General features: G+C 70.9%; 21 protein-coding genes. 10 read left to right on the top strand and 11 right to left on the bottom strand.

From position 1 onward, the window contains the following. The first annotated feature begins 27 nt into the window (after window positions 1–27). Complete coding sequence (locus AB0M63_RS22155) at window positions 28–423, top strand: ATP-binding protein (protein WP_355917195.1); 396 nt, start codon at window positions 28–30, stop codon at window positions 421–423. 246 nt (window positions 424–669) lie between these two features. On the opposite strand, the gene AB0M63_RS22150 is transcribed toward AB0M63_RS22155, so the two are convergent. Next, entirely contained in the window at window positions 670–2,730 is a 2,061-nt protein-coding gene (locus tag AB0M63_RS22150) for a bifunctional glycosyltransferase 87/phosphatase PAP2 family protein (RefSeq protein ID WP_366020554.1), read from the bottom strand. A 262-nt stretch (window positions 2,731–2,992) separates the two neighbouring features. Here AB0M63_RS22150 and AB0M63_RS22145 point away from each other — a divergent pair, with 262 nt between their 5' ends. After that, window positions 2,993–3,664, top strand: coding sequence for an O-methyltransferase (locus tag AB0M63_RS22145; protein WP_366020553.1), 672 nt, complete (start codon window positions 2,993–2,995; stop codon window positions 3,662–3,664). Between the two features lie 16 nt (window positions 3,665–3,680). Here the strand turns inward: AB0M63_RS22145 and AB0M63_RS22140 are convergent, their stop codons facing one another. Continuing rightward, window positions 3,681–4,073: a hypothetical protein gene (locus AB0M63_RS22140; protein ID WP_355917204.1), complete on the bottom strand. Its 393-nt coding sequence runs from the start codon at window positions 4,071–4,073 to the stop codon at window positions 3,681–3,683. An 81-nt stretch (window positions 4,074–4,154) separates the two neighbouring features. Here AB0M63_RS22140 and AB0M63_RS22135 point away from each other — a divergent pair, with 81 nt between their 5' ends. Further along, window positions 4,155–4,583, top strand: a complete 429-nt coding sequence (locus AB0M63_RS22135; protein WP_355917207.1) for a DUF1992 domain-containing protein — start codon at window positions 4,155–4,157, stop codon at window positions 4,581–4,583. Here AB0M63_RS22135 and AB0M63_RS22130 read toward each other — a convergent pair. Then, window positions 4,572–5,222 (bottom strand): hypothetical protein, encoded by a 651-nt coding sequence (locus AB0M63_RS22130; protein WP_366020552.1) that lies wholly within the window; start codon window positions 5,220–5,222, stop codon window positions 4,572–4,574. The two genes, AB0M63_RS22135 and AB0M63_RS22130, sit on opposite strands and share 12 nt — an antisense overlap. 5 nt (window positions 5,223–5,227) lie before the next feature. Beyond that, complete coding sequence (locus AB0M63_RS22125) at window positions 5,228–5,866, bottom strand: hypothetical protein (protein WP_355917213.1); 639 nt, start codon at window positions 5,864–5,866, stop codon at window positions 5,228–5,230. Window positions 5,867–6,065: 199 nt separating this feature from the next. On the opposite strand from AB0M63_RS22125, the gene AB0M63_RS22120 reads away from it, so the two are divergent. Further along, window positions 6,066–6,692 (top strand): dihydrofolate reductase family protein, encoded by a 627-nt coding sequence (locus AB0M63_RS22120; protein ID WP_366020551.1) that lies wholly within the window; start codon window positions 6,066–6,068, stop codon window positions 6,690–6,692. Between the two features lie 10 nt (window positions 6,693–6,702). Then, a complete protein-coding gene (locus tag AB0M63_RS22115; RefSeq protein ID WP_355917219.1) occupies window positions 6,703–7,194 on the top strand; it encodes a GNAT family N-acetyltransferase in 492 nt (163 codons plus the stop codon). A 16-nt stretch (window positions 7,195–7,210) separates the two neighbouring features. On the opposite strand, the gene AB0M63_RS22110 is transcribed toward AB0M63_RS22115, so the two are convergent. Beyond that, entirely contained in the window at window positions 7,211–9,292 is a 2,082-nt protein-coding gene (locus AB0M63_RS22110; protein WP_366020550.1) for an MDR family MFS transporter, read from the bottom strand. Between the two features lie 157 nt (window positions 9,293–9,449). On the opposite strand from AB0M63_RS22110, the gene AB0M63_RS22105 reads away from it, so the two are divergent. After that, entirely contained in the window at window positions 9,450–10,424 is a 975-nt protein-coding gene (locus AB0M63_RS22105) for a peptidoglycan-binding domain-containing protein (RefSeq protein WP_366020549.1), read from the top strand. Between the two features lie 335 nt (window positions 10,425–10,759). Here AB0M63_RS22105 and AB0M63_RS22100 read toward each other — a convergent pair whose 3' ends face one another. Both AB0M63_RS22100 and AB0M63_RS22095 read right to left on the bottom strand, forming a co-directional pair. Further along, window positions 10,760–11,419: an HAD-IA family hydrolase gene (locus tag AB0M63_RS22100; protein ID WP_355917228.1), complete on the bottom strand. Its 660-nt coding sequence runs from the start codon at window positions 11,417–11,419 to the stop codon at window positions 10,760–10,762. Between the two features lie 147 nt (window positions 11,420–11,566). Beyond that, entirely contained in the window at window positions 11,567–12,148 is a 582-nt protein-coding gene (locus tag AB0M63_RS22095; RefSeq protein WP_366020548.1) for a TMEM165/GDT1 family protein, read from the bottom strand. A gap of 345 nt (window positions 12,149–12,493) precedes the next feature. On the opposite strand from AB0M63_RS22095, the gene AB0M63_RS22090 reads away from it, so the two are divergent. Next, window positions 12,494–13,138, top strand: coding sequence for an HNH endonuclease family protein (locus AB0M63_RS22090; protein WP_355917234.1), 645 nt, complete (start codon window positions 12,494–12,496; stop codon window positions 13,136–13,138). 80 nt (window positions 13,139–13,218) lie between these two features. Next, complete coding sequence (locus AB0M63_RS22085) at window positions 13,219–14,847, top strand: alkaline phosphatase D family protein (RefSeq protein ID WP_366020547.1); 1,629 nt, start codon at window positions 13,219–13,221, stop codon at window positions 14,845–14,847. An 80-nt stretch (window positions 14,848–14,927) separates the two neighbouring features. On the opposite strand, the gene AB0M63_RS22080 is transcribed toward AB0M63_RS22085, so the two are convergent. Beyond that, the gene (locus AB0M63_RS22080; protein WP_355917242.1) at window positions 14,928–15,464 is read right to left on the bottom strand and encodes a superoxide dismutase family protein; all 537 of its coding nucleotides are present in this window, start codon (window positions 15,462–15,464) and stop codon (window positions 14,928–14,930) included. Window positions 15,465–15,722: 258 nt separating this feature from the next. Here AB0M63_RS22080 and AB0M63_RS22075 point away from each other — a divergent pair, with 258 nt between their 5' ends. Further along, window positions 15,723–16,364, top strand: a complete 642-nt coding sequence (locus AB0M63_RS22075; protein WP_355917245.1) for a VTT domain-containing protein — start codon at window positions 15,723–15,725, stop codon at window positions 16,362–16,364. Window positions 16,365–16,373: 9 nt separating this feature from the next. On the opposite strand, the gene AB0M63_RS22070 is transcribed toward AB0M63_RS22075, so the two are convergent. Further along, complete coding sequence (locus AB0M63_RS22070; RefSeq protein ID WP_355917248.1) at window positions 16,374–16,601, bottom strand: DUF2277 domain-containing protein; 228 nt, start codon at window positions 16,599–16,601, stop codon at window positions 16,374–16,376. Between the two features lie 114 nt (window positions 16,602–16,715). On the opposite strand from AB0M63_RS22070, the gene AB0M63_RS22065 reads away from it, so the two are divergent. Further along, window positions 16,716–17,621: a 2-dehydropantoate 2-reductase gene (locus AB0M63_RS22065; RefSeq protein WP_366020546.1), complete on the top strand. Its 906-nt coding sequence runs from the start codon at window positions 16,716–16,718 to the stop codon at window positions 17,619–17,621. Between the two features lie 25 nt (window positions 17,622–17,646). Here AB0M63_RS22065 and AB0M63_RS22060 read toward each other — a convergent pair whose 3' ends face one another. Together AB0M63_RS22060 and AB0M63_RS22055 are read right to left on the bottom strand one after the other, a co-directional pair. Further along, window positions 17,647–18,150, bottom strand: coding sequence for a GNAT family N-acetyltransferase (locus tag AB0M63_RS22060; RefSeq protein WP_366020545.1), 504 nt, complete (start codon window positions 18,148–18,150; stop codon window positions 17,647–17,649). A 63-nt stretch (window positions 18,151–18,213) separates the two neighbouring features. Continuing rightward, window positions 18,214–19,176: an ankyrin repeat domain-containing protein gene (locus tag AB0M63_RS22055; RefSeq protein WP_366020544.1), complete on the bottom strand. Its 963-nt coding sequence runs from the start codon at window positions 19,174–19,176 to the stop codon at window positions 18,214–18,216. Window positions 19,177–19,261 lie beyond the last annotated feature (85 nt).

The following is a 19,261-nucleotide window of genomic DNA, read 5'->3' as shown; positions in this document are numbered from 1 at the left end:
AATGTGAACCAACCAATTCCCCCTCCCATGCTGGCCGTTCCCCACCGCCAGCGGTACGTCATGCGCCTCACCGTGGGTGAACACTCCGCCCGGCACATCCGCCGTATCGTCCGCTCGTGCCTGCTGGAGTGGGGCATGCCGGAGCTGTCGGACGCCGTCGAACTGGCCATGACGGAGCTGGTCGCCAATGTCGTACGGCATGTTCCGGACCGGCGCTGCGCGCTGCTGTTGCTGCGAGTGCCGACGGGCGTCCGGGTCGAGGTGAGCGACGGCTCCTCTCAACTCCCGGACCTGAACGCGGAGTTGGACACCGAGTCGGAGAACGGGCGGGGGCTTGTGCTGCTGGACGCGGTGACCGATAAGTGGGGGGTTACGCGGAAGGCGGGGGGTGGGAAGACGGTGTGGTTCGAGTGCCGGTCATGAAAAGTTCCGATGCGCCTCACTCCGTGGGAGCTCTCGACGAAGTGAGGCGGATGCCCTGGCGAGCCAGAAGGCACCTGCACGGAGTGCGGAAGAGCGGCAGGACGGGAGAGCCGTGGAGCTGCGCGAGGGTGACGTCCTGGTCGCGTTGTGCGACCCGGTGCAACCGGACACCTTCTACCGAAAGAGCCGGACTGCGGACTCCTGGTTCGTCGGTATCCATTCGCCCCCGAAGAAACGCTGACCGCCTCAGCTCCGGATCTGTTCGCCCCTCGTCGGCTCCAACTCGGCGCTGATCTCAGCTTGTTGAGTCACCGACCGCGCCCGCGGCCCCTGGAACACATACGCCAGGCCGAAGCCCGCCGCGACCACCGCCCCGCCGCCGACCGCGTCCAGCACCCAGTGGTTGCCGGTCGCGACGATCGCGGAGACGGTGAAGAACGGGTGCAGGAGGCCCAGCGCCTTCATCCACCACTTGGGGGCGAGGGCCACGATCACGACACCGCACCACAGGGACCAGCCGAAGTGCAGGGACGGCATCGCCGCGTACTGGTTGGTGAGGGCGGTGAGAGTGCCGTAGTCCGGCTTGGAGAAGTCCTGGACGCCGTGGACCGTGTCGATGATGCCGAGGCCGGGCAGCAGGCGCGGTGGGGCCAGCGGGTAGAGCCAGAAGCCGATCAGGGCGAGGAGGGTGGCGAAGCCGAGGGCGGAGCGGGCCCAGCGGTAGTCGACGGGGCGGCGCCAGTAGAGGACGGCCATGACGGCCAGCGGGACCACGAAGTGGAAGGACTCGTAGTAGAAGTTGAAGAAGTCCTTGAGGAAGTCGACCTTCACGACCCAGTGGTTGACCGCGTGCTCGATGTCGATGTGCAGGAAGCGCTCGATCGAGAGGATCTCGTGGCCGTGGTGCTCGGCCGTGGCCCGACCGCCCGCGTTGGTGCCGCCCGTCGCGGCTAGGCGGACCTGCTGGTAGGCGGCGTAGGTGACCCGGATCAGGAGAAGTTCGAGGAGGAGGTTCGGGCGGGTCAGGACCCGGCGCAGGTGCGGCAGCAGCGGGACGTGCTGCCAGCGGGTCGGGACCGGCTCGGCGTACTCCGTGGGGACCGGCCGCCGGTAGTACTCCGACGTCCGGGACAGGAACGGCACGGCGGTCGCGGCGGCCAGCGCCATCAGCAGGACGACGTTGTCACGCAGCGGGTAGAGGGCCGGCATGTTCGGCAGCATCATCTTCGCGGGCAGCGTGACCACGAGGACCACCGCGACCGGCCACACGAAGCGGTCCGAGGCCCGCTTGCCGACCCGGCCCACCACCGCGAGCAGCACCCACAGCAGTTGGTGCTGCCAGGTCGTCGGCGACACCGCGATCGCCGCGCAGCCGGTGACCGCGACCGCGAGCAGCAGTTGTCCGTCACGCGCGTACCGCACGGCCCGGCGCAGGCCCAGGTAGGTGACGGCGGCGCCGAGCGCGAGGAAGACGCCGATCTCCAGCGGGCCGGTCAGGTCGAGCCGCAGCAGGGCGCCGTGCAGGGACTGGTTGCCCAGGGCGTCCGCCTTGCCGCCGAGGCCGACCCCGGCCATGTGGTGCACCCAGTAGGTGTACGAGTCGTGCGGCATCGCCGCCCACGCGATCACGACGCTCGTGGCGAACGTCAGCGCGGAGGTTACGGCGGCCCGGCGGCGGCCGGTGAACCACAGCAGCGGAGCGAACAGCAGCACGGTGGGCTGGAGCGCGGCGGCGAGACCGATCAGCACGCCACTGGCCCGCTCGCCGCGCACCGTGAAGCAACCGAGCAGCACGAGCAGGACCGGGATGATGCTGGTCTGGCCGAGCCAGAGCGTGTTGCGCACCGGCAGCGACAGCATGAGCAGGCTGATCGCGACGGGCGCGGCGAGCAGCGAGGCACGGCGGGTGACGGGCTGTGGCAGGGCGCGGGAGACGACCAGACCGAGCGCCACGACGAGCAGCAGGGTGCCGAAGGTCCAGCCCCAGCCGAGGGCCTGCTCGGCCGCACGGGTGAGGGGCTTGAGGACGAGGCCGGCGAAGGGGGTGCCGGTGAACTGCGTCGAGTCGTACAGCGAGCCCTTCACATGCAGGACGCCGTTCGGACCGACCCACGTCTCCAGGTCGGTCAGGCGGTCCCCGCGCGGGGTGCTGAGGACCACGGCCACCTGCCGTACGGCGAGGACCGCGGCGACCAGCCACAGGACCAGCCGCGCCGCGCGCAGACGTGCCCTGGCCGTCCCGGCGGCGCTCGACCCGAATGCTCCCGCGGCTCTCGCCGGTCGCCCGCTGTGCTCCACGTTCGCCACGCCTCGTAGGCCTCCCGCCCCGCTCGTCCCACGCGTCTCACGCGCGGCTGTCCCTCTGTGAACCCTATGAGGTTCGCACCCCCGGCGGGAGAGACGCAGGCAACCCCCTCTTCACCTGACGTCCGCCCTCCTTTTGTCCGGATGACGATAGTCGGCCCCGGGTTGCCTGGGCACAGCAAATATCCCCGTGGCGATCCGGCGGGTACTTGGGTAGGAAGTGATCGTCAGCGGAAAGACGCGTGGAAAGACGGAAGGCACAGCGATGAGCGAGTCACAGGTGTGGGACGACGTCGACGACTACTTCACCGGCCACCTGGCGCCGGACGACGAAGTGCTGGCGGCGGCCCTGCGGGACAGCGAGGCGGCCGGGCTCCCGGGGATCTCGGTGTCCGGCGCGGCGGGCAAGCTGCTCCATCTCCTCGCCCTGATCCAGGGCGCCTCCCGCATCCTGGAGATCGGCACGCTCGGCGGCTACAGCACGATCTGGATGGCCCGCGCGCTGCCCGCCGACGGCCGGCTGGTCACCCTGGAGTACAACGCGAAGCACGCCGAGGTCGCCACCCGCAACATCGCCCGCGCGGGCCTCGACAAGATCGTCGAGGTGCGGGTGGGCACGGCCCTGGAGACGCTGGCCGAACTCGTCGACGAGGACCAGGCCCCCTTCGACCTGGTCTTCATCGACGCCGACAAGGCCAACAACCCGAACTACGTGGAGTGGGCCCTCAAGCTCACCCGCCCCGGCAGCCTGATCATCATCGACAACGTGGTCCGCGGCGGCCGGGTCGCCGACCCGGACAACACCTCGCCGGACGTGCGCGGCACGCGCACCGCCCTTGAGTTGATCGGTTCCCACGCGCGCCTGTCCGGTACGGCGATCCAGACGGTGGGCAGGAAGGGCTACGACGGGTTCGCGCTGGCCCGGGTGCTCGACTGAGGGCGCCCAAGGCTTGTCAACTCTCGTGATAGAAGCCGACGTTGACGCTGCGTGGCCCGGTGCGGTCCTGGATGACGATCTCGCCGCTGCCGCCCCGGGGCAGCGGCACGCTGCCGCCGTAGGCGACGGTCTGGGCGTACTCGCCGACGATCAGCCGGACTTCGGAGGAGGGGTCGAGCTGGGAGCCGCGCAGCCAGTTCACCTGCCAGGTGCCCTCGGGTCCGCACAGGAACTCCAGATGGACCCGCGAGATGAACAGCCAGTCGTCCGGTGTCACCAGCCGGCACACCGTCTCGTCCCGGCCCACCCGCAGCACCGCGCCCGGGTCGCTGGGCGAGTCGGCCATCAGCATCCCGGCGGTCGCGCCCGCGTCCGTCCCGGAGACCGTGGCCATGGTGAGTTCGAGCACGTGCGCTCCCCTTGAAGTGTCCTTACAGCAGCGGGCGCATGATAAATCGCCCGGCCCTGCCGCGTCCGGCACAATGGAGTCATGACCGAGCGAAAGCCACCGGGTGTGTCCTTCGAGTCCTGGGTCGACAAGCAGATCCGTGACGCCGAGCGAGCCGGCGAGTTCGATCAACTCCCGGGTGCGGGAAAGCCATTGCCCTCCGGTTCCGACACGACGTACGACGAACTGTGGTGGATCAAGCAGAAGATGGCCCGCGAGGGCATCTCCGTGCTGCCGCCGACGCTGGCCCTGCGCAAGGAGGCCGAGGACGCCCTCGCTGCGGCGTACTCGGCCCCTTCGGAGCGGATCGCGCGGCAGATCATCACCGAAGTCAACGTGAAGATCCGCGACATGATGTTCAAGCCGCCGCCCGGCCCCCCGCTGGGTATGAAGCCGTACGACGTGGAAGAGGTCGCACGCCAGTGGCGGGAGCGCCGGGCGGTCGATGATGCCCGCGGGTCAGATGTGTAGAAGCCGCTCCGTCAGTTCGCGGTAGTCCCGCAGGGCCAGGCGGAGCTGCTCGGTGTCCTCCGAGCCCTTGGCCTCCCAGGTGCCGTGCAGGGTGGCGCGGCGCTTGGTGACGGCCTCCGTGAAGCGGGCGGCCACCTCCTCCAGTACGTGGTCGGCCTCCTCCACGGCGGACCGGGGCTCGTCGACGAACCCGGTCACGGCGTGCTGAAGCCGCAGGTTGAACTTGTCGCTCTCGTCGTGCGGCAGCAGGCTGCCGTTGCCGGTGTCCGGCCGGTCGAGCCGCTGGTCGCGGTCGCGGCCGTTGGCGGACGTGGGAGCGGGCTCGGGGGCGTGCACGGCCGGCCGTGCCGACTGCTGCTCGCCGCGGGCCGTCTCCTCGCGCACGTCTCGCTCACGCGGTGTCGACTTGTCGGTCTCACGCGGTAGCGGGGTGGCCCTCGTGGCCTCCCGCCGGTCACCGGCCTTCGTGGGGTCCGGCTGCCCGGCGGCGGTCCTCGTCGGGTCCCGCCGGTCGGAACCCGCGCCCGCGCCCGCGCCCGTGCCCGTGCCCGTGGCGTTCTCGCGGCGCTCGGCACCCGTGGCGTCCGTGCTCCTGCGCTCGTCGCCGGTGTCGCCGTCGGATCGTGTCACATCGGTCATGCGGCTCAACTTCCCTTCACTGCTTGCCTGTTGAATGAGCCGAACGCATGGCGTCCGGTGCGCCCGCGGCCGCCGCCACCGCCGTTGTCCGCGCTCATCAGGTCGTCGAAGAGGGCACGGGCTTCGAGCATGGCCTCGCGCATGTCCTCGGTGCCGGCCTGGCTCTCGGGGGCGCCGTCGGTGCGCGTGTGGACGACGTGGTGCACACGCCGGTAGCCGTGGACGTGGTCCGCGTGGTGCACGGACAGTGCGTCGAACTGCTTCTCGTACTCGGCGACGTCCGGGAAGCCCCGGGCGCCCGCCACCTCGCCGAGCAGTTGGTCGACGTCGGCCATGGCCTGGCGGGGCGAGTCGACAAAGAGTTCCTGGGCAGCCGCCCAGCGGGCCTGGTACTGCTCACGGGCCGCGGGCTCGAGCGGCTGTTCCTGGAGCGAACCGTGCTGCTGGACGCGCTCGCCGAGCTCCCGCTCGGCGGCCTTCGCGTCGCCGTCGTGCCGGGCCACGGCCCGGTCGTACTCGGGCCCGAAGCGGCGCTTCAGGCCCGAGCCGCCGGTCGCGCCTCGGGCACGCAGCGCCAGGGCCGCCGCGGCAGCGACCACGCCGACCACGATCACGATCAAAACGATGATCACGCCTGTGGACATGAGTGCCTTCCGGGTTCTTGGCCGACCGGCTCTCGTAGTCGGTCGCTTCCCGTACCGGGTTGCCGTAAAGACCCCCTTCAAACGACCGCCACGACTCCGTGGAATTCGTGGCGCAGGTGTGTCGATTCCGCGGCCGGCCGATCGACGCACCAGTGCGGGACGTCATCGGACGGGACGCGAATCGATCGAGGAGGCTGTCATGGGTGAGGTCATCGCACGGCTGGCCATGTCGCTGGACGGGTACATCGCCGGGCGCGAGTCGGGGCGGGAGCATCCGCTCGGGATCGGTGGGGAGCGGCTGCACTCGTGGGTGTTCGGGCTGCGGAGCTTCCGGCGGATGCAGGGGATGGAGGGGGGCACGGAGGGGCCGGACGACACGCTGATCGCCGAGTGGACCAAGCGGCCGGGTGCGGTGGTCATGGGGCACGGCATGTTCATCACCGGGGAGATCCCGTGGGGCGACGAACCGCCGTTCCACGCGCCCGTGTTCGTCGTCACCCACCAGCCGCGCGCGTCGGTGGTGAAGGAGGGCGGGACCACCTACCACTTCGTGACCGAAGGCCCGCTGCGCGCACTGGAGTTGGCCCGCGAGGCCGCCGCCGGCAAGGACGTCTCGCTGGCCGGTGGCGCCGACCTGGTCCAGCAGTTCATCCGCGCCGGGTGGCTCGACGAACTGCTCCTGCATGTCGTGCCGGTGCTCGCGTGCGGCGGACGGCGGCTGTTCGACAACGTCGGTGACGCGCACATCGAGTGGGACAAGACACAGGTGCTGGACTCTCCCGGGGTGACCCATATTCGGTTGCGCCGGATCCCCTCCGGCTCGTGACAATGCCGGTATGACCTGGACGATCACCCCGGAACCCTTCGACTCCCCCGTCGCCGCCGCGCTCTGGCGGGCCTACTACACCGAGGTCAGCGACCGCTGGTACCTCCTGCACGAGGACCGCCGGACGGATCCCGCCGAGCTGGAGCGGGAGATCGCCGCCAACACCGGCTCCGAATTCGCCCCGCCACAGGGGCAGTTGCTGGTCGCCCGGTACGGCGGCGAACCGGCCGGCAGCGCGGGCGTACGGCTGCTCGACGCGAGGACCGCCGAGCTGAAGAGGGTCTTCCTCCGCGAGGGGATGCGCGGCCGGGGTGGTGCCTCCAGGCTGGTGGGGGCAGCCGAGGAGGCCGCCCGCGAGTTGGGGGCCGAGGCGATGATCCTCGACACCCGGCACGACCTGGTGGAGGCGCGTGCCCTGTACGCGCGGCTCGGCTACGAGGAGACCGAGCGGTACAACACCGACCCGTACGCGGAACACTGGTTCCGCAAGAAACTCGGCTGAACCCGGTCGACCGAGCTCAACCGAGCGTCTTCGCCGCGCCGTTGTGCGGCTGCTCCTGGTCCGAGCCGCACAGCTCGCCGTTGAGTTCCTTCACCAGTTGGATCAGGTCGGTGGGCCGGTCAGGGCCCCACCAGTCGCCGAGGGTCTCCGCGAGGGACTCCTCCCGGGCCTGTGCCAGCCGCTCGGCCACCTCCCGCCCCTCGTCGGTCAGTTGGAGGTCGAGGCCGGTGCGTACGGCCAGTCGGCGGCCCTCGATCTGGCGGACGGCGCCGAGGATGACGGGCAGCGGCACCGAAGTGCGTTCGGCGAGCACGCCCGGTTCCGCCCAGCCGTCCCGCTTGATCCGCAGCAGCAGCCAACTCGCCGCCGGCTCAAGGTCGTAGCCCGCCTTGGCGGTGATGGTCCGGTAGATCTCGCGGCGGCCCTCGCGGGTGCCGAGCACGGACAGCGCGCGGCACACCTCGTCGTAGGAGGAGCGCTGGACCGGGTTGCTGGCGAGGGTCTCGGTGAGGTCGGGCGCGGTGACCGAGCCGCGGAGCTTGTCCTCCTTGAGGAACCACGCCAGGACGAAGCCGACGAGGGCGACGGGAGCGGCGTAGAGGAAGACGTCCGTGATGGACGAGGCGTAGGCGTGGAGGGCCTCCGGGCGTACCCCGGACGGGAGTTGGGAGATGCCGCGCGGGTCGGACTCCAGGCCGTCCGGGGTGACGCCGGGCGGGAGCGCGGTGCCCTGGAGGGCGTCGGTGAGTTTGTCGCCGAGCCGGCTCGCGAAGATCGTGCCGAAGATGGCGACACCGAACGAGGCGCCGATGGAGCGGAAGAAGGTCGCGCCGGAGGTGGCGACGCCGAGATCCTCGTAGGAGACGGCGTTCTGCACGATGAGCACCAACACCTGCATGACCAGGCCGAGTCCGAGCCCGAAGACGAAGAAGTAGGCGCTCATCTCGCCGGTGGAGCTGTGCTCGTCGAGCTGGTGGAGCAGCAGGAGGCCGAGGGCGGTGACGCCGGTGCCCGCGATGGGGAACACCTTCCAGCGGCCGGTGCGGCTGACGATCTGGCCGGACGCCGTGGACGACAGCAGCATGCCGAACACCATCGGCAGCATGTGCACCCCGGACATGGTGGGCGAGATGCCCTGGACGACCTGGAGGAAGGTCGGCAGATAGGTCATCGCGCCGAACATCGCGAACCCGACGATGAAGCTGATGACGGCGGCGAGCGAGAAGGTGCGGACGCGGAACAGCTTGAGCGGGAGGACGGGCTCGGCGGCGCGCCGCTCGACGGCCACGAACGCCACGATCAGGGCCGCGCCGAGCACCGCGAGCCCGATGATCTGCGGTGAACCCCAGCCCCAGGTGGTGCCGCCGAGCGAGGCGACGAGCACGAGGCAGGTCGCGACGGCGGCGATGAGGAAGGTGCCGAGGTAGTCGATCACGTGGTGGGTCGACCTGCGCGGGATGTGCAGGGCGGTCGCGATGACGGCGAGGGCGACGACACCGACCGGGAGGTTGATGTAGAAGACCCAGCGCCAGCTCAGATGCTCGGTGAACAGCCCGCCGAGAAGCGGTCCGAGGACACTGGTGGCGCCGAAGACGGCACCGAACAGCCCCTGGTAGCGCCCGCGTTCACGCGGCGAGACGACGTCACCGACGATCGCCATCGACAGCACGATCAGCCCGCCGCCGCCCAGCCCCTGGAGGGCCCGGAAGGCGATCAACTGGGGCATGTTCTGCGCCATACCGCAGAGCGCCGATCCGATCAGGAAGATCACGATCGCGATCTGGAACAGCCTCTTCCGCCCGTACTGGTCGCCCAGCTTGCCCCACAGCGGGGTCGCGGCGGTGGAGGCCAGCAGATACGCCGTGACCACCCACGACAGGTGTTCCAGCCCGCCGAGATCACTGACGATCGTCGGCAGCGCGGTCGACACGATGGTCTGGTCGAGGGCGGCCAGCAGCAGCCCGAGGAGCAGTGCCCCGATGGAGACGAGGACGTTGCCCGACACGTGTTCCTGGGCGGCAACGCCCCGCCGCGGGGGTTTCTCCGGTGGCTGCGCGTCGTGCACATTCCCTGTCATACCGTGCGCATCGCCGGCCATGAAGACCTCCCGAGGCTCTCGTTACACATCCATGGTGATCGTTGTGTCCGGTTACGGCCTGTCGAGTCCGAATGGAAGCTGTCATTCCGGGGGTCGGAGGAGACGGTGTGAAGGAGATCCGCATAACCTCTGGAGTCCGACGGGGAGGGACGAACACGTGAACGAGGCGAAGGGCCACATATGCCCGCAGTGCGGGGCACCCAGGGCAGCCGACGGCTCCCCGTCCTGCTCCTGCACCCAACGGGCGTCCGACGCGCTGCGTGACGCGCGCACGGCGGAGGCGGCAGCGGCGGAGGACTTCGACCCGCTGCGGATCAGGCCGTATGTGGAGCTGGAGGGCAACGCACGCGAGGTGCCGGAGGGCGAGACCCAGCCCTTACCGGCGGTCGAGGAGACGATGCCGCTGCGAGCGGTGCCGCCCTCGGCGGCCGATACGTCGGTCCTCCCCGCGCTGCGGACCGCCGACCTGAGCCTGTTCGAGGACGGCGGGGACACCCCGGCACCGCCCACGGACACCGACTCCCCGCGCCGCCGTCGGCGTACCGTGCTCCTCGCCGCCGCGGGGACCGTGGTCGCGGTGGTCGCGGCGGCGGGTTTCGCGAGCGGCCTGTTCTCGTACGAGACGCCGTCGCGGGACGACGCGGGCGCTCAGGACGTACGGCCGGGCGTTCCGTCCGCTACGGCGAGCACGGCGCCGGTGACCCCATCGACGAGCGGCTCCACGTCCGCGCTGCCGACGTCGGCGTCCCCGACCCCGTCGCCCAGCGGGAGCCCGTCCTCCTCGCCCTCGTCGAGCCCCTCCGCCACGGCGTCGAGGTCCGCCGATCCCAGCCCGACCCCGACGGCCACCGCCACGGCCACCGCGAGCGCCGGTACCGGCACCGGCCGCCATGCGGGCAGCAGCGCCGCCCCGGTCCTGCACCCCGGCGACAAGGGCGCCGAGGTCACCGAACTCCAGCTCCGGCTGGCCCAGGTGTACCTCTACACGGGCACCGCCACGGGCACCTTCGACGACCAGACGGAGAGCGCCCTGAAGAACTACCAGTGGTCCCGCGGCATCCAGTCCGACACGCTGGGGGTGTACGGGGCGGCGACCCGGACGAAGCTGGAGTCGGAGACGACCCAGCCGTGACGCTGCGCGGGCTGGGCGGGTTTTGAAGGTACCGGGGTCGTGAGTGGCGGGGCGTGAGTGGCGGGGCGTGAGTGGCGGGGCGTGAGGTGCGGGAGCGCGGTGCGGGGGCGAAGGTTCGGGGGCGAGTGTGCGGAGGCTGCCGTATGCCGCGGCGGCAGCTCACCAGGGCTAGCCCACAGTCGTGGGCCAACATTCGTAGGCCAACCTTCGTGGGCCAACACCCATAGGCCCACGCTCGTTGACCCGCACTCATCGGCCCGCGCCCGTCAACCCACAGCCGTAAGCCAACAACCGTAGGCCCACACCTGTAGGCCAACCCCGCAGACCGCAACCCCCTACCCCACCCGCACCCGAATCCCCCCACCCCCCGCAGCCTCCACCCGCACCTCCCGCAGATCCCGCACCACCACATCCGCCTGATGGAACCCGGCCTGCGGCCCGACCCCCACCACCCGCATCCCCGCGGCGCGCCCCGCCGCGATCCCCGCCCCTGAGTCCTCGAAGACGACGCAGTCCGCGGGGGCGATGCCCAGTTCGGCGGCGCCCTTCAGGAAGCCCTCGGGGTCGGGCTTGCTGGCGCCGACGGACTCGGCGGTGATGCGGACCTCCGGCAACTCCAGTCCCGCCGCGCCCATCCGCGCGGTGGACAGGGCGACGTCCGCCGAGGTGACGAGCGCGTGCGGCAGACCCCGCAGGGATGCGAGGAACTCCGGCGCGCCCTTGATCGGGACGACACCCTCGACGTCGGCGGTCTCCTCGGCGAGCATGCGGGCGTTGTCGGCGTGGTTCTGCTCCATGGGGCGGCCGGGCAGCAGCAGCGCCATGGAGGCGTACCCCTGCCGGCCGTGCACGACCTTCATGACCTCGTCCGCGTCCAGCCCGTGCCGCTCGGACCAGCGCCGCCAGATCCGCTCGACGACGGCGTGCGAGTCGACGAGGGTGCCGTCCATGTCCAGCAGAAGGGCGCGGGCGGTGAGCACGGTGGTGGCCGTCATCGGCAAGCTCCAAGACGCGTGAGGGGGACAAGGTGGCCCCGTCCGCCGGTCAGGGAAAACGGACGGGAGCCACTTTGTTTCTCTACGGTACAAAACCGGACCGGCATCGCGCCACCACCCCCGGAAACAGTTCACTCACCGTTCAGCTCACGAAGCGACGGCTTCCCACAAGCTCCACCCACCCAGCACCAACATCAAGACCGCCGCCACCTGCGTGATCAGCTTCAGCGGCACCCGCTTCATCAGGGCCTTTCCGCCCACGATGCCGAGCCCGGCAACCGCCCACAGCGCCAACACCGCACCGAGCCCGACGGAGAGGGGATCGTCGTAACGGGCCGCGAGGTTCGCCGTCATGATCTGGGTCAGGTCACCGAACTCGGCGATGAGGATGAGCATGAAGCCCGCGCCGGAGACCTTCCAGAAGGACTGGTCCTTCGGCTTGCGGACCTCCTCCTCGTCGTCGCCCTTCCTGAAGAGAAGCACCGCGGCGCCGCCCAGGAAGAGCACTCCGGTCACGGCGGCCACGAGCTGCTGCGGCAGCAGGGTCAGCACACTGCCCGCCGCCACCGCGAGCACGACATGGAGCAGGAACGCGGCGGCGACCCCGGCGAAGACGTACGAGGCGCGGTAACGGGTGCCGAGGACTAGCCCGGCGAGCGCGGTCTTGTCGGGGAGTTCGGCAAGGAAGACGACGCCGAAGACGAGCGCCGTGACGGTGATGCTGATCAAGGTTCCTCAATCGGTCGGGGCTGCCCCACCGAGAGTGTGTGGACCGTTCGCGGACACCTCGGCACGGCAGCACACACGAATGGTGCACTGCGTTGCCGAAGGTCTCGCTGGCCGACCTGCACGAGGTCGTCCTCCGGGCGCCGGCTCAGACGAGCTGAGCAGTATGTCGACGGTCCGGCGAAGAGCTACTCCCCTTCTGCGCCGTCCACAGTACCTGACGCCAGGGCATTGCCTTGTCATGCGCACGTCACTAGCTTCTTACCGAACACACACCCCACCGCAACACGGCACCGCGAGCATTCGTTCGCTCGCACTCCAACACCCCCACACCACAAGGGAGTTCGTATGCCGAAACTCTACGCGCGTCGACGACTGAGCATACTCGCGGCGTTCACCGGACTCATAGCCTCCGTCGCGCTTTTCAACGGCCCGACCGCCTCCGCCGCCCTCCCCACCCCCGTCAGCGCCGCCACCGCCCGCACCTACCTCGCCTCCCTCACCGTGGCGACCGAGGTCAGGACCGGCTACGAGCGTGACCTGTTCCCCACCTGGATCACGATCAGCGGCACCTGCAACACCCGTGAGTACATCCTCAAGCGGGACGGTACGAACGTCGTCACCGACTCCGCCTGTGTCTCCACCAGCGGCAGTTGGTACTCCCCCTACGACGGCGCCACCTGGACCGCCGCCTCCGACGTCGACATCGACCACCTCGTCCCGCTCGCCGAGGCCTGGGACTCCGGCGCCCGCAACTGGACCACCGCCCAGCGCCAGGCCTTCGCCAACGACGTGACCCGCCCGCAGCTCCTCGCCGTGACGGACAACGTCAACCAGTCCAAGGGCGACCAGGACCCGGCCACCTGGATGCCGTCCCTCACCTCGTACCGCTGCACCTACGTCCGCGCCTGGGTGCAGGTGAAGTACTACTACGGCCTCTCGGTCGACACCGCCGAGAAGACCGCGCTGACGAACTACCTCGCCAGTTGCTGATCCTTTCTCACAGCGCCAGGCCTGGTCACTGACCTCCGTCGTTCCGTACCGTACGGGGCGACGGAGGAGAGTGATCAACCGTGGCCGGACTGCGCCTGGGCCCACTGCTTCGCTACGCCGACGGCTCGTCCGCGACCGTATGGGTCGAGGCGAGCCGTCCGTGTGCCGCCGAGGTGCGCTGCGCGGACGGTGCGGGCGGCACGGCCCGCACCTTCCAAGTCGCGGGCCACCATTACGCGTTGGTGCCGGTGGAGGGCCTCACACCGGGCACTTCGACGCCGTACGAGGTCCTCCTGGACGGCACGCGCGTGTGGCCGCTGCCGGACTCGTCGTTCCCGCCCTCGGTGATCCACACCCCGGACGCCGACGGGACCGTCCGGGTCGTGTTCGGCTCCTGCCGCTGGGCCGCGCCGGCCGCCGACGAGCACGACCCGGTGGGCCCGGACGCCCTGGACACGCTGGCCTCGCGCATCGCGCGCGACCCGAAGTCCGAACGGCCGGACGTACTCCTCCTGTTGGGCGACCAGGTGTACGCCGACGAGGTCTCCGACGCGACCCGCGGCTGGCTGTCGGCCCGCCGCGACCTGAGTGAGCCGCCCGGCAGCGAGGTCGCGGACTACGAGGAGTACACGCGCCTCTACTACGAGTCCTGGCTCGACCCGGAGATCCGCTGGCTGCTGTCCACCGTGCCGAGTTGCATGATCTTCGACGACCACGACGTCATCGACGACTGGAACACCAGCGCCGCCTGGCTGGCGGACATGCGGGCCACCCCGTGGTGGCGCGAGCGGGTGCTGAGCGGTCTGATGTCGTACTGGGTGCACCAGCACCTGGGCAACCTCTCCCCCGCCGAACTGGCCGCCGATCCGCTGTACTTGGCGGTCCGCGACGCCCCCGACGGCACCGACGCGCTCCGTGGCTTCGCCTGCCGCGCCGACGCCGACCCGGCCTCCGTCCGCTGGAGCTACCGGCGCGACTTCGGACGCGTCCGGCTGCTGATGGTCGACAGCAGGGCGGCCCGCGTCCTCGACGAGCAGCGGCGCGCGATGCTCGACCCCGGCGAGGCCGACTGGCTGCGCACGGAGGCGCTGGCGGACCCCGGTTCCTGCGACCACCTCCTCATCGGCACCTCACTGCCCTGGCTGCTGCCCCACCTCATCCATGACGCCGAAGCCTGGGACGCGGCCCTGTGCCGAGGCGAACGGGGCGCCCGCTGGGCCGACTTCGGGGAGAAGCTGCGCCGCGCCGCCGACCTGGAGCACTGGGCCGCGTTCCCGGAGTCCTTCGAGCAACTGGCGGACCTGATCGCCGAGGTGGGCTCGGGGGACCGTGCGCCGGCGTCGGTGCTCGTGCTGTCGGGGGACGTCCATCACGCGTATGTGGCGGAGCCCAAGTGGCAGACGCACGCCCCGAGTTCACGCGTCCTCCAGCTCACCTGCTCCCCCGTCCACAACTCCGTCCCCGCCTACATCCGCCTAGGCTTCCGCTTCGGCTGGAGCGCCGTAGCGCGCACGCTGGGCCGCCGTCTCTCGCGGCACGGCCGCCGCCCCCGGCCCTCGGTCAAGTGGCGCAAGACGGGCGGCCCTTGGTTCGGCAACCAGCTCATGACCCTTACCCTGCACGGCCGTTCGGCCCGGCTGCGACTGGAGCAGGCCCGGGCGAACGGGACGCTGAAGACGGTGGAGGAGTCCCCGCTGACACCCCGCTGATCCCACCGCCCCGGCTGCGGGCACGACGAGGCGGACTGTCAGCTTCCGGTGGACGGTCCCGCACGCGGTGGGCTGTTACGTCAGGGAGACCAGCCGAACGGCACCGTGAAGCAGGCGACCCGGGTGTGGCTGCCCGGCTTGTCGTGGATCACGACGGAGGACGCCTCGCCCTGCCGGAAGCCCCAGTCGTGCCGGGCGCCCGACTCGGCGGAGCCGTGGTCGTCGGCCGTGAAGTCGAGCCAGACCTCGTTGTCGGCGGTGGCGTCGGCCGGGTCCGTGGACGGCTTGTGTTGGAAGTGCCCGCCCGAGGCGGCCGGATCGGCGGCGCACGGCTTCTGGTGCACATGGACGGCGTACGCGTGCCCCGGCACCATCCCGTCCACCCGGAGCTTGACGGTCGTGGCGCCGCTCGCCGCCGTGTGCTGACTCACCTGGATCCACGCGGCGGGGGGAACCAGCTTCGTGTCGTACGTCACCGCCGCCGACGGCACGAAGGCGCTGACCGGCGCGAACCGCGCGTCCGTCCGCATCGAGTAACCGTCCGGGGCCTGAGTGCCGGTGCCGCCGCTCGCCAGTAGGGCCGCGACCGCGGCGCCCGCGCATATGCCTGCCACCATGATGTGTACCGCTCCTCACGTTCAGGGTGTTTTGCCCGAATAAGCTCACATCTCCTTACGTTGCTACGGGACGAAGGCCCCCGGCGCCCGCCGGGACGGGGCAGCCGGGTGAACACACTGTGCGGATCACTCGCGCCCCCCGTGAATCTCCTGTCACCACCCAGGCGTACGCTGTATGGCTGTCACTGGCCGCCCCTGCCGCTCCCCCGCGACACCGCGGCACGGTCTGGCCCACGGGGGAGTTCACGGGGAGTCGTGTTGTTCGAGAGTGTGGGGTCGCTGACCGGCAGCCCATGGATCTACGCCATGGTCGCCCTGTCCGTGCTCCTTGATGTGTTCCTGCCGGTTCTGCCGAGCGGTGTCCTGGTCATCACGGCCGCGACGGCGGCGGCAGCGGGCACCGGCGCGGCGGCCGACGCCGTTCCCGTGCCGCACGAGGTCCCCAGCATCCTGGCGCTGATCGCGTCCGCCGCCACCGCGTCCGTGCTGGGCGACCTGGTGGCGTACCGCCTGGCCTGGCGCGGCGGCGAGCGTCTGGACCGCGCGATCTCCCGCTCCCGCCGTCTCACCACCGCGCAGGAACGTCTCGGCCAGGCCCTGGCCCGTGGCGGCGGAGCCCTGGTCATCCTGGCCCGCTTCGCCCCGGCCGGCCGCTCGGTCGTCTCCCTCGGCGCGGGCGCCGCCCACCGCCGCGCCCGCGACTTCCTCCCCTGGTCGGCCCTGGCGGGCCTGTCCTGGGCGGCGTACAGCGTGGCCCTGGGCTACTTCGGGGCGCAGTGGCTGGGCGCGACCTGGCTGTCGACCGGGGTGTCGTTGGTGGCGCTGTTCGGGGCGGGGGCCGGGGCGGCGTATGTGATGCGGAGGCAGCCGGGGGTGGCGGCGGAGGCCGGCGCCTCGTAGAGGCAGGGCCTAACCGACCTGCTGGGCGCGGCCCCTCACCTCTAGGCCTGCGAGCAGTTCGGCCGTGGCGTCGGCGATCAGGTCCACGGCCCGGTCGAAGACTTCCTGGTTGTGGGCGGCGGGGGCGCGGAAGCCGGAGACCTTGCGCACGTACTGGAGCGCGGCGGCGCGGATCTCCTCCTCCGTGGCCTCGTCGGGCTGGGCGGGCGGTCGAAGCGTCTTGATACTGCGGCACATACGTCCAGTCTCGCGCTTCGTGAGCGATACCGCCGGTCCTCTTCCGAACACGTCTGCGATGATCCTTCCGAGGCGGCCACCGCGTGCGCGGGGTCGACCGACGAGAGGAACGACATGGCGAACAACGAACTGACAGTGGCGGTCCTGGGTCCCGGTGGCGTGGGCGGTCTGCTCGCGGCGCTGCTGTCCCGGGCCGGCCATCGGGTGATCTGCCTGGCCGGGGAAGAGACGGCCGACACCCTCCGCACGAACGGCATCCGGGTCCGCAGCGCCCACTTCGGCGACTTCACCGCGCCGGTGGAGGCCGACACGGAACTGCGCGAACCGGTCGACGCCTGCCTGATCGCGGTCAAGGCGACGGCCCTCGACCCGGCACTGGCCCGCGTCCCCGCCCCGGCGCTCGGCGACGGCCTCCTCGTCCCGTTCCTGAACGGCGTGGAACACCCGGCCCGGCTGCGCGCCCGGTACACCCCCGCCCAGGTCGCGCCCGCGATCATCCGGGTCGAGTCGACTCGCACCGCTCCCGGGGTGATCGAGCACGGCAGCCCCTTCGCGGAGATCGACCTGACGGGCGACACGGTCCCCCGCGACCGCCTGGACACCCTGGCGTCGGCACTCGACGCCGCGGGTCCGACGACCCGGGTCCTGCCCGACGAGACGGCCGCCCTGTGGGCCAAGATGACGTTCCTGGCCCCCCTCGCCCTCCTCACCACCCGCTACGGCCTCCCCCTGGGCGACGTACGCACGCGCCACCGCCCGGAGTTGACGGCCCTGCTGGAGGAGACGGCGGCGGTGAGCCGTGCCTACGGCGGCCCGTCGGACCCGGCGGGGGCGCTGGCCCGGTACGACACGTTCACTCCGGGGATGAAGTCGTCGATGCAGCGTGACGCGGAGGCGGGCCGCCCGCTCGAACTGGACGCGATCGGCGGGGCGTTGCTGCGGGCGGCGGAGCGGCAGGGGGTCGCGGTGCCGGTGGCGACAAGGCTGGTGAGGGAGTTGGAGACCCAGCACACCAACTGACCGGCGCGACCCAGGCCTTGAGGCCTCAGAGGTCTTCCAGGTCGACGCGCCAGTCGTTGGAAGTGATCCAGTGCCCCTTGGGGTACTCGAACTCCGCCTCACCGAGCAGGGTGAACCCGGCCTTCCGGCAGACCGAGTTCGAGGCGTGGTGGTCGACGCTCGGGAAGGCGTGCAGATACCGGTGCGACCCGGCGGCCCGCGCCGTCTCGACGAGGGCGCGGGCCGCGAGGGTGGCGAGCCCGCGGCCCTGGAACTCGGGCAGCACTCCCCACCCGGTCTCCCACACCGGCTCGCCCCGCCACTCCCGCTCCCAGAACCCGATCGAGCCGACGGTCTCCCCACTCCCCGCCGCCTCGACCCGGTACATACACCCCGACGCCGGCCCGAGATAACGCCGATGCCGGTCGGCAAGCCGCGCCTCACCCTCGGGTCCCCCCAAGTGCTCGGTCATCTCAGGGCTGTTGAGCCGCTCCAGCAGCCAGAAGTCGGCGTCCGCCCAGGGGTGGAGCCTCACCTGTTCCTCGTCCATGGCGAGCACACTAGGCGGGCGCACTGACATCCGGGGCTGCCCGAATGGCGGCGACGGTTCCGCTCAGTGACCCCAGTAGTCCCGGCGAGGCAGTTCGACCCACGCGTCGGGTGGTCCGACCACGGCGCGTCTGTCGGTGGGGCGCAGTCCCGCGAAGGCACAGGAGTAGGCCACGGGGTTGTACTGGTAGAGGTACGAAGCCAGCACTTCCTCCGAGGTGTCGTTCTCGCGCGGCCCTCCGCCCGGGTGCAGGTCCCAGCCCTCGACGGTTCCATGACGGGCGATGGCGCCCTGGTTGCCGCTCTTGGGGTTGGCGTACAGGCCGTAGCAGACGGTGTCGGCGGACAACCGGGTGAGCACGCCCGGCATCTGCGGTGCGTATCCCCAGGGCTGGGTCACGACGCAGCCGCCCGGCACGGACGTCACGCCGATGATCCGCAGGGTCTCTTCCGGGTCGTACGCGTACGGATCGTCCAGCAGCTCATCGAAATCGATGCTGTCGCCCGCCACCGGAATCGCCTCCAGACGGCCGACCGCCTCGGCCGCGTCGATGCCGGCGACGCAGGCCAGCCCGGTCCCGTCGTAGTAGAACGTGCCCAGTGCCGTGATGAGCCGATCGGCCTCTTCCGCCGCCGCACGCTCCGTGCCGGTCAGGCGCACCCCTTCCGGTACCGGGAACAGGCCCGGCGTGGGTCCGGCCAGGCTCAGCCGCCCCGGCGACCAGCCGCCGAGCGACGGCCTCCAGGGATCGGCCCCGGCGGCGGCGAGGGCTCGCGCGTTCTCCGGTTTCCTGGACACGACGGCCTCCCAGAGCGCCGTCACCCCGTTCTCCACCGCGTCCACGTCCGCGACGCGATCGGCCAGCGCCGCGACGACCTCCGGGGATCCGAACACCGCCGCGCGATGCAGGGGCCGGCCCCCGCTCCATCTCTCCGGATCGGCGCCTTGGTCGAGACGCCGGCGAACGCCGTCGACATCCGTCCAGTCCCACCCCATGCCGACCCAACCGTCACTCTCGGCCGCCACCGATCCCCCTCCGAAACGTCGCTTGCCTGTGCTTCACACGCTCGCACACGGGTCTGACACCGGCCCCGATCACCGTCGGCGGCCC

The sequence above is a fragment of the Streptomyces sp. NPDC051576 genome (genome assembly GCF_040681835.1).
In the GTDB taxonomy this organism is placed as follows: Bacteria; Actinomycetota; Actinomycetes; order Streptomycetales; family Streptomycetaceae; genus Streptomyces.
Note: the sequence above shows the minus strand (reverse complement) of the source record. Positions and strands in the feature narration are given on the sequence as shown.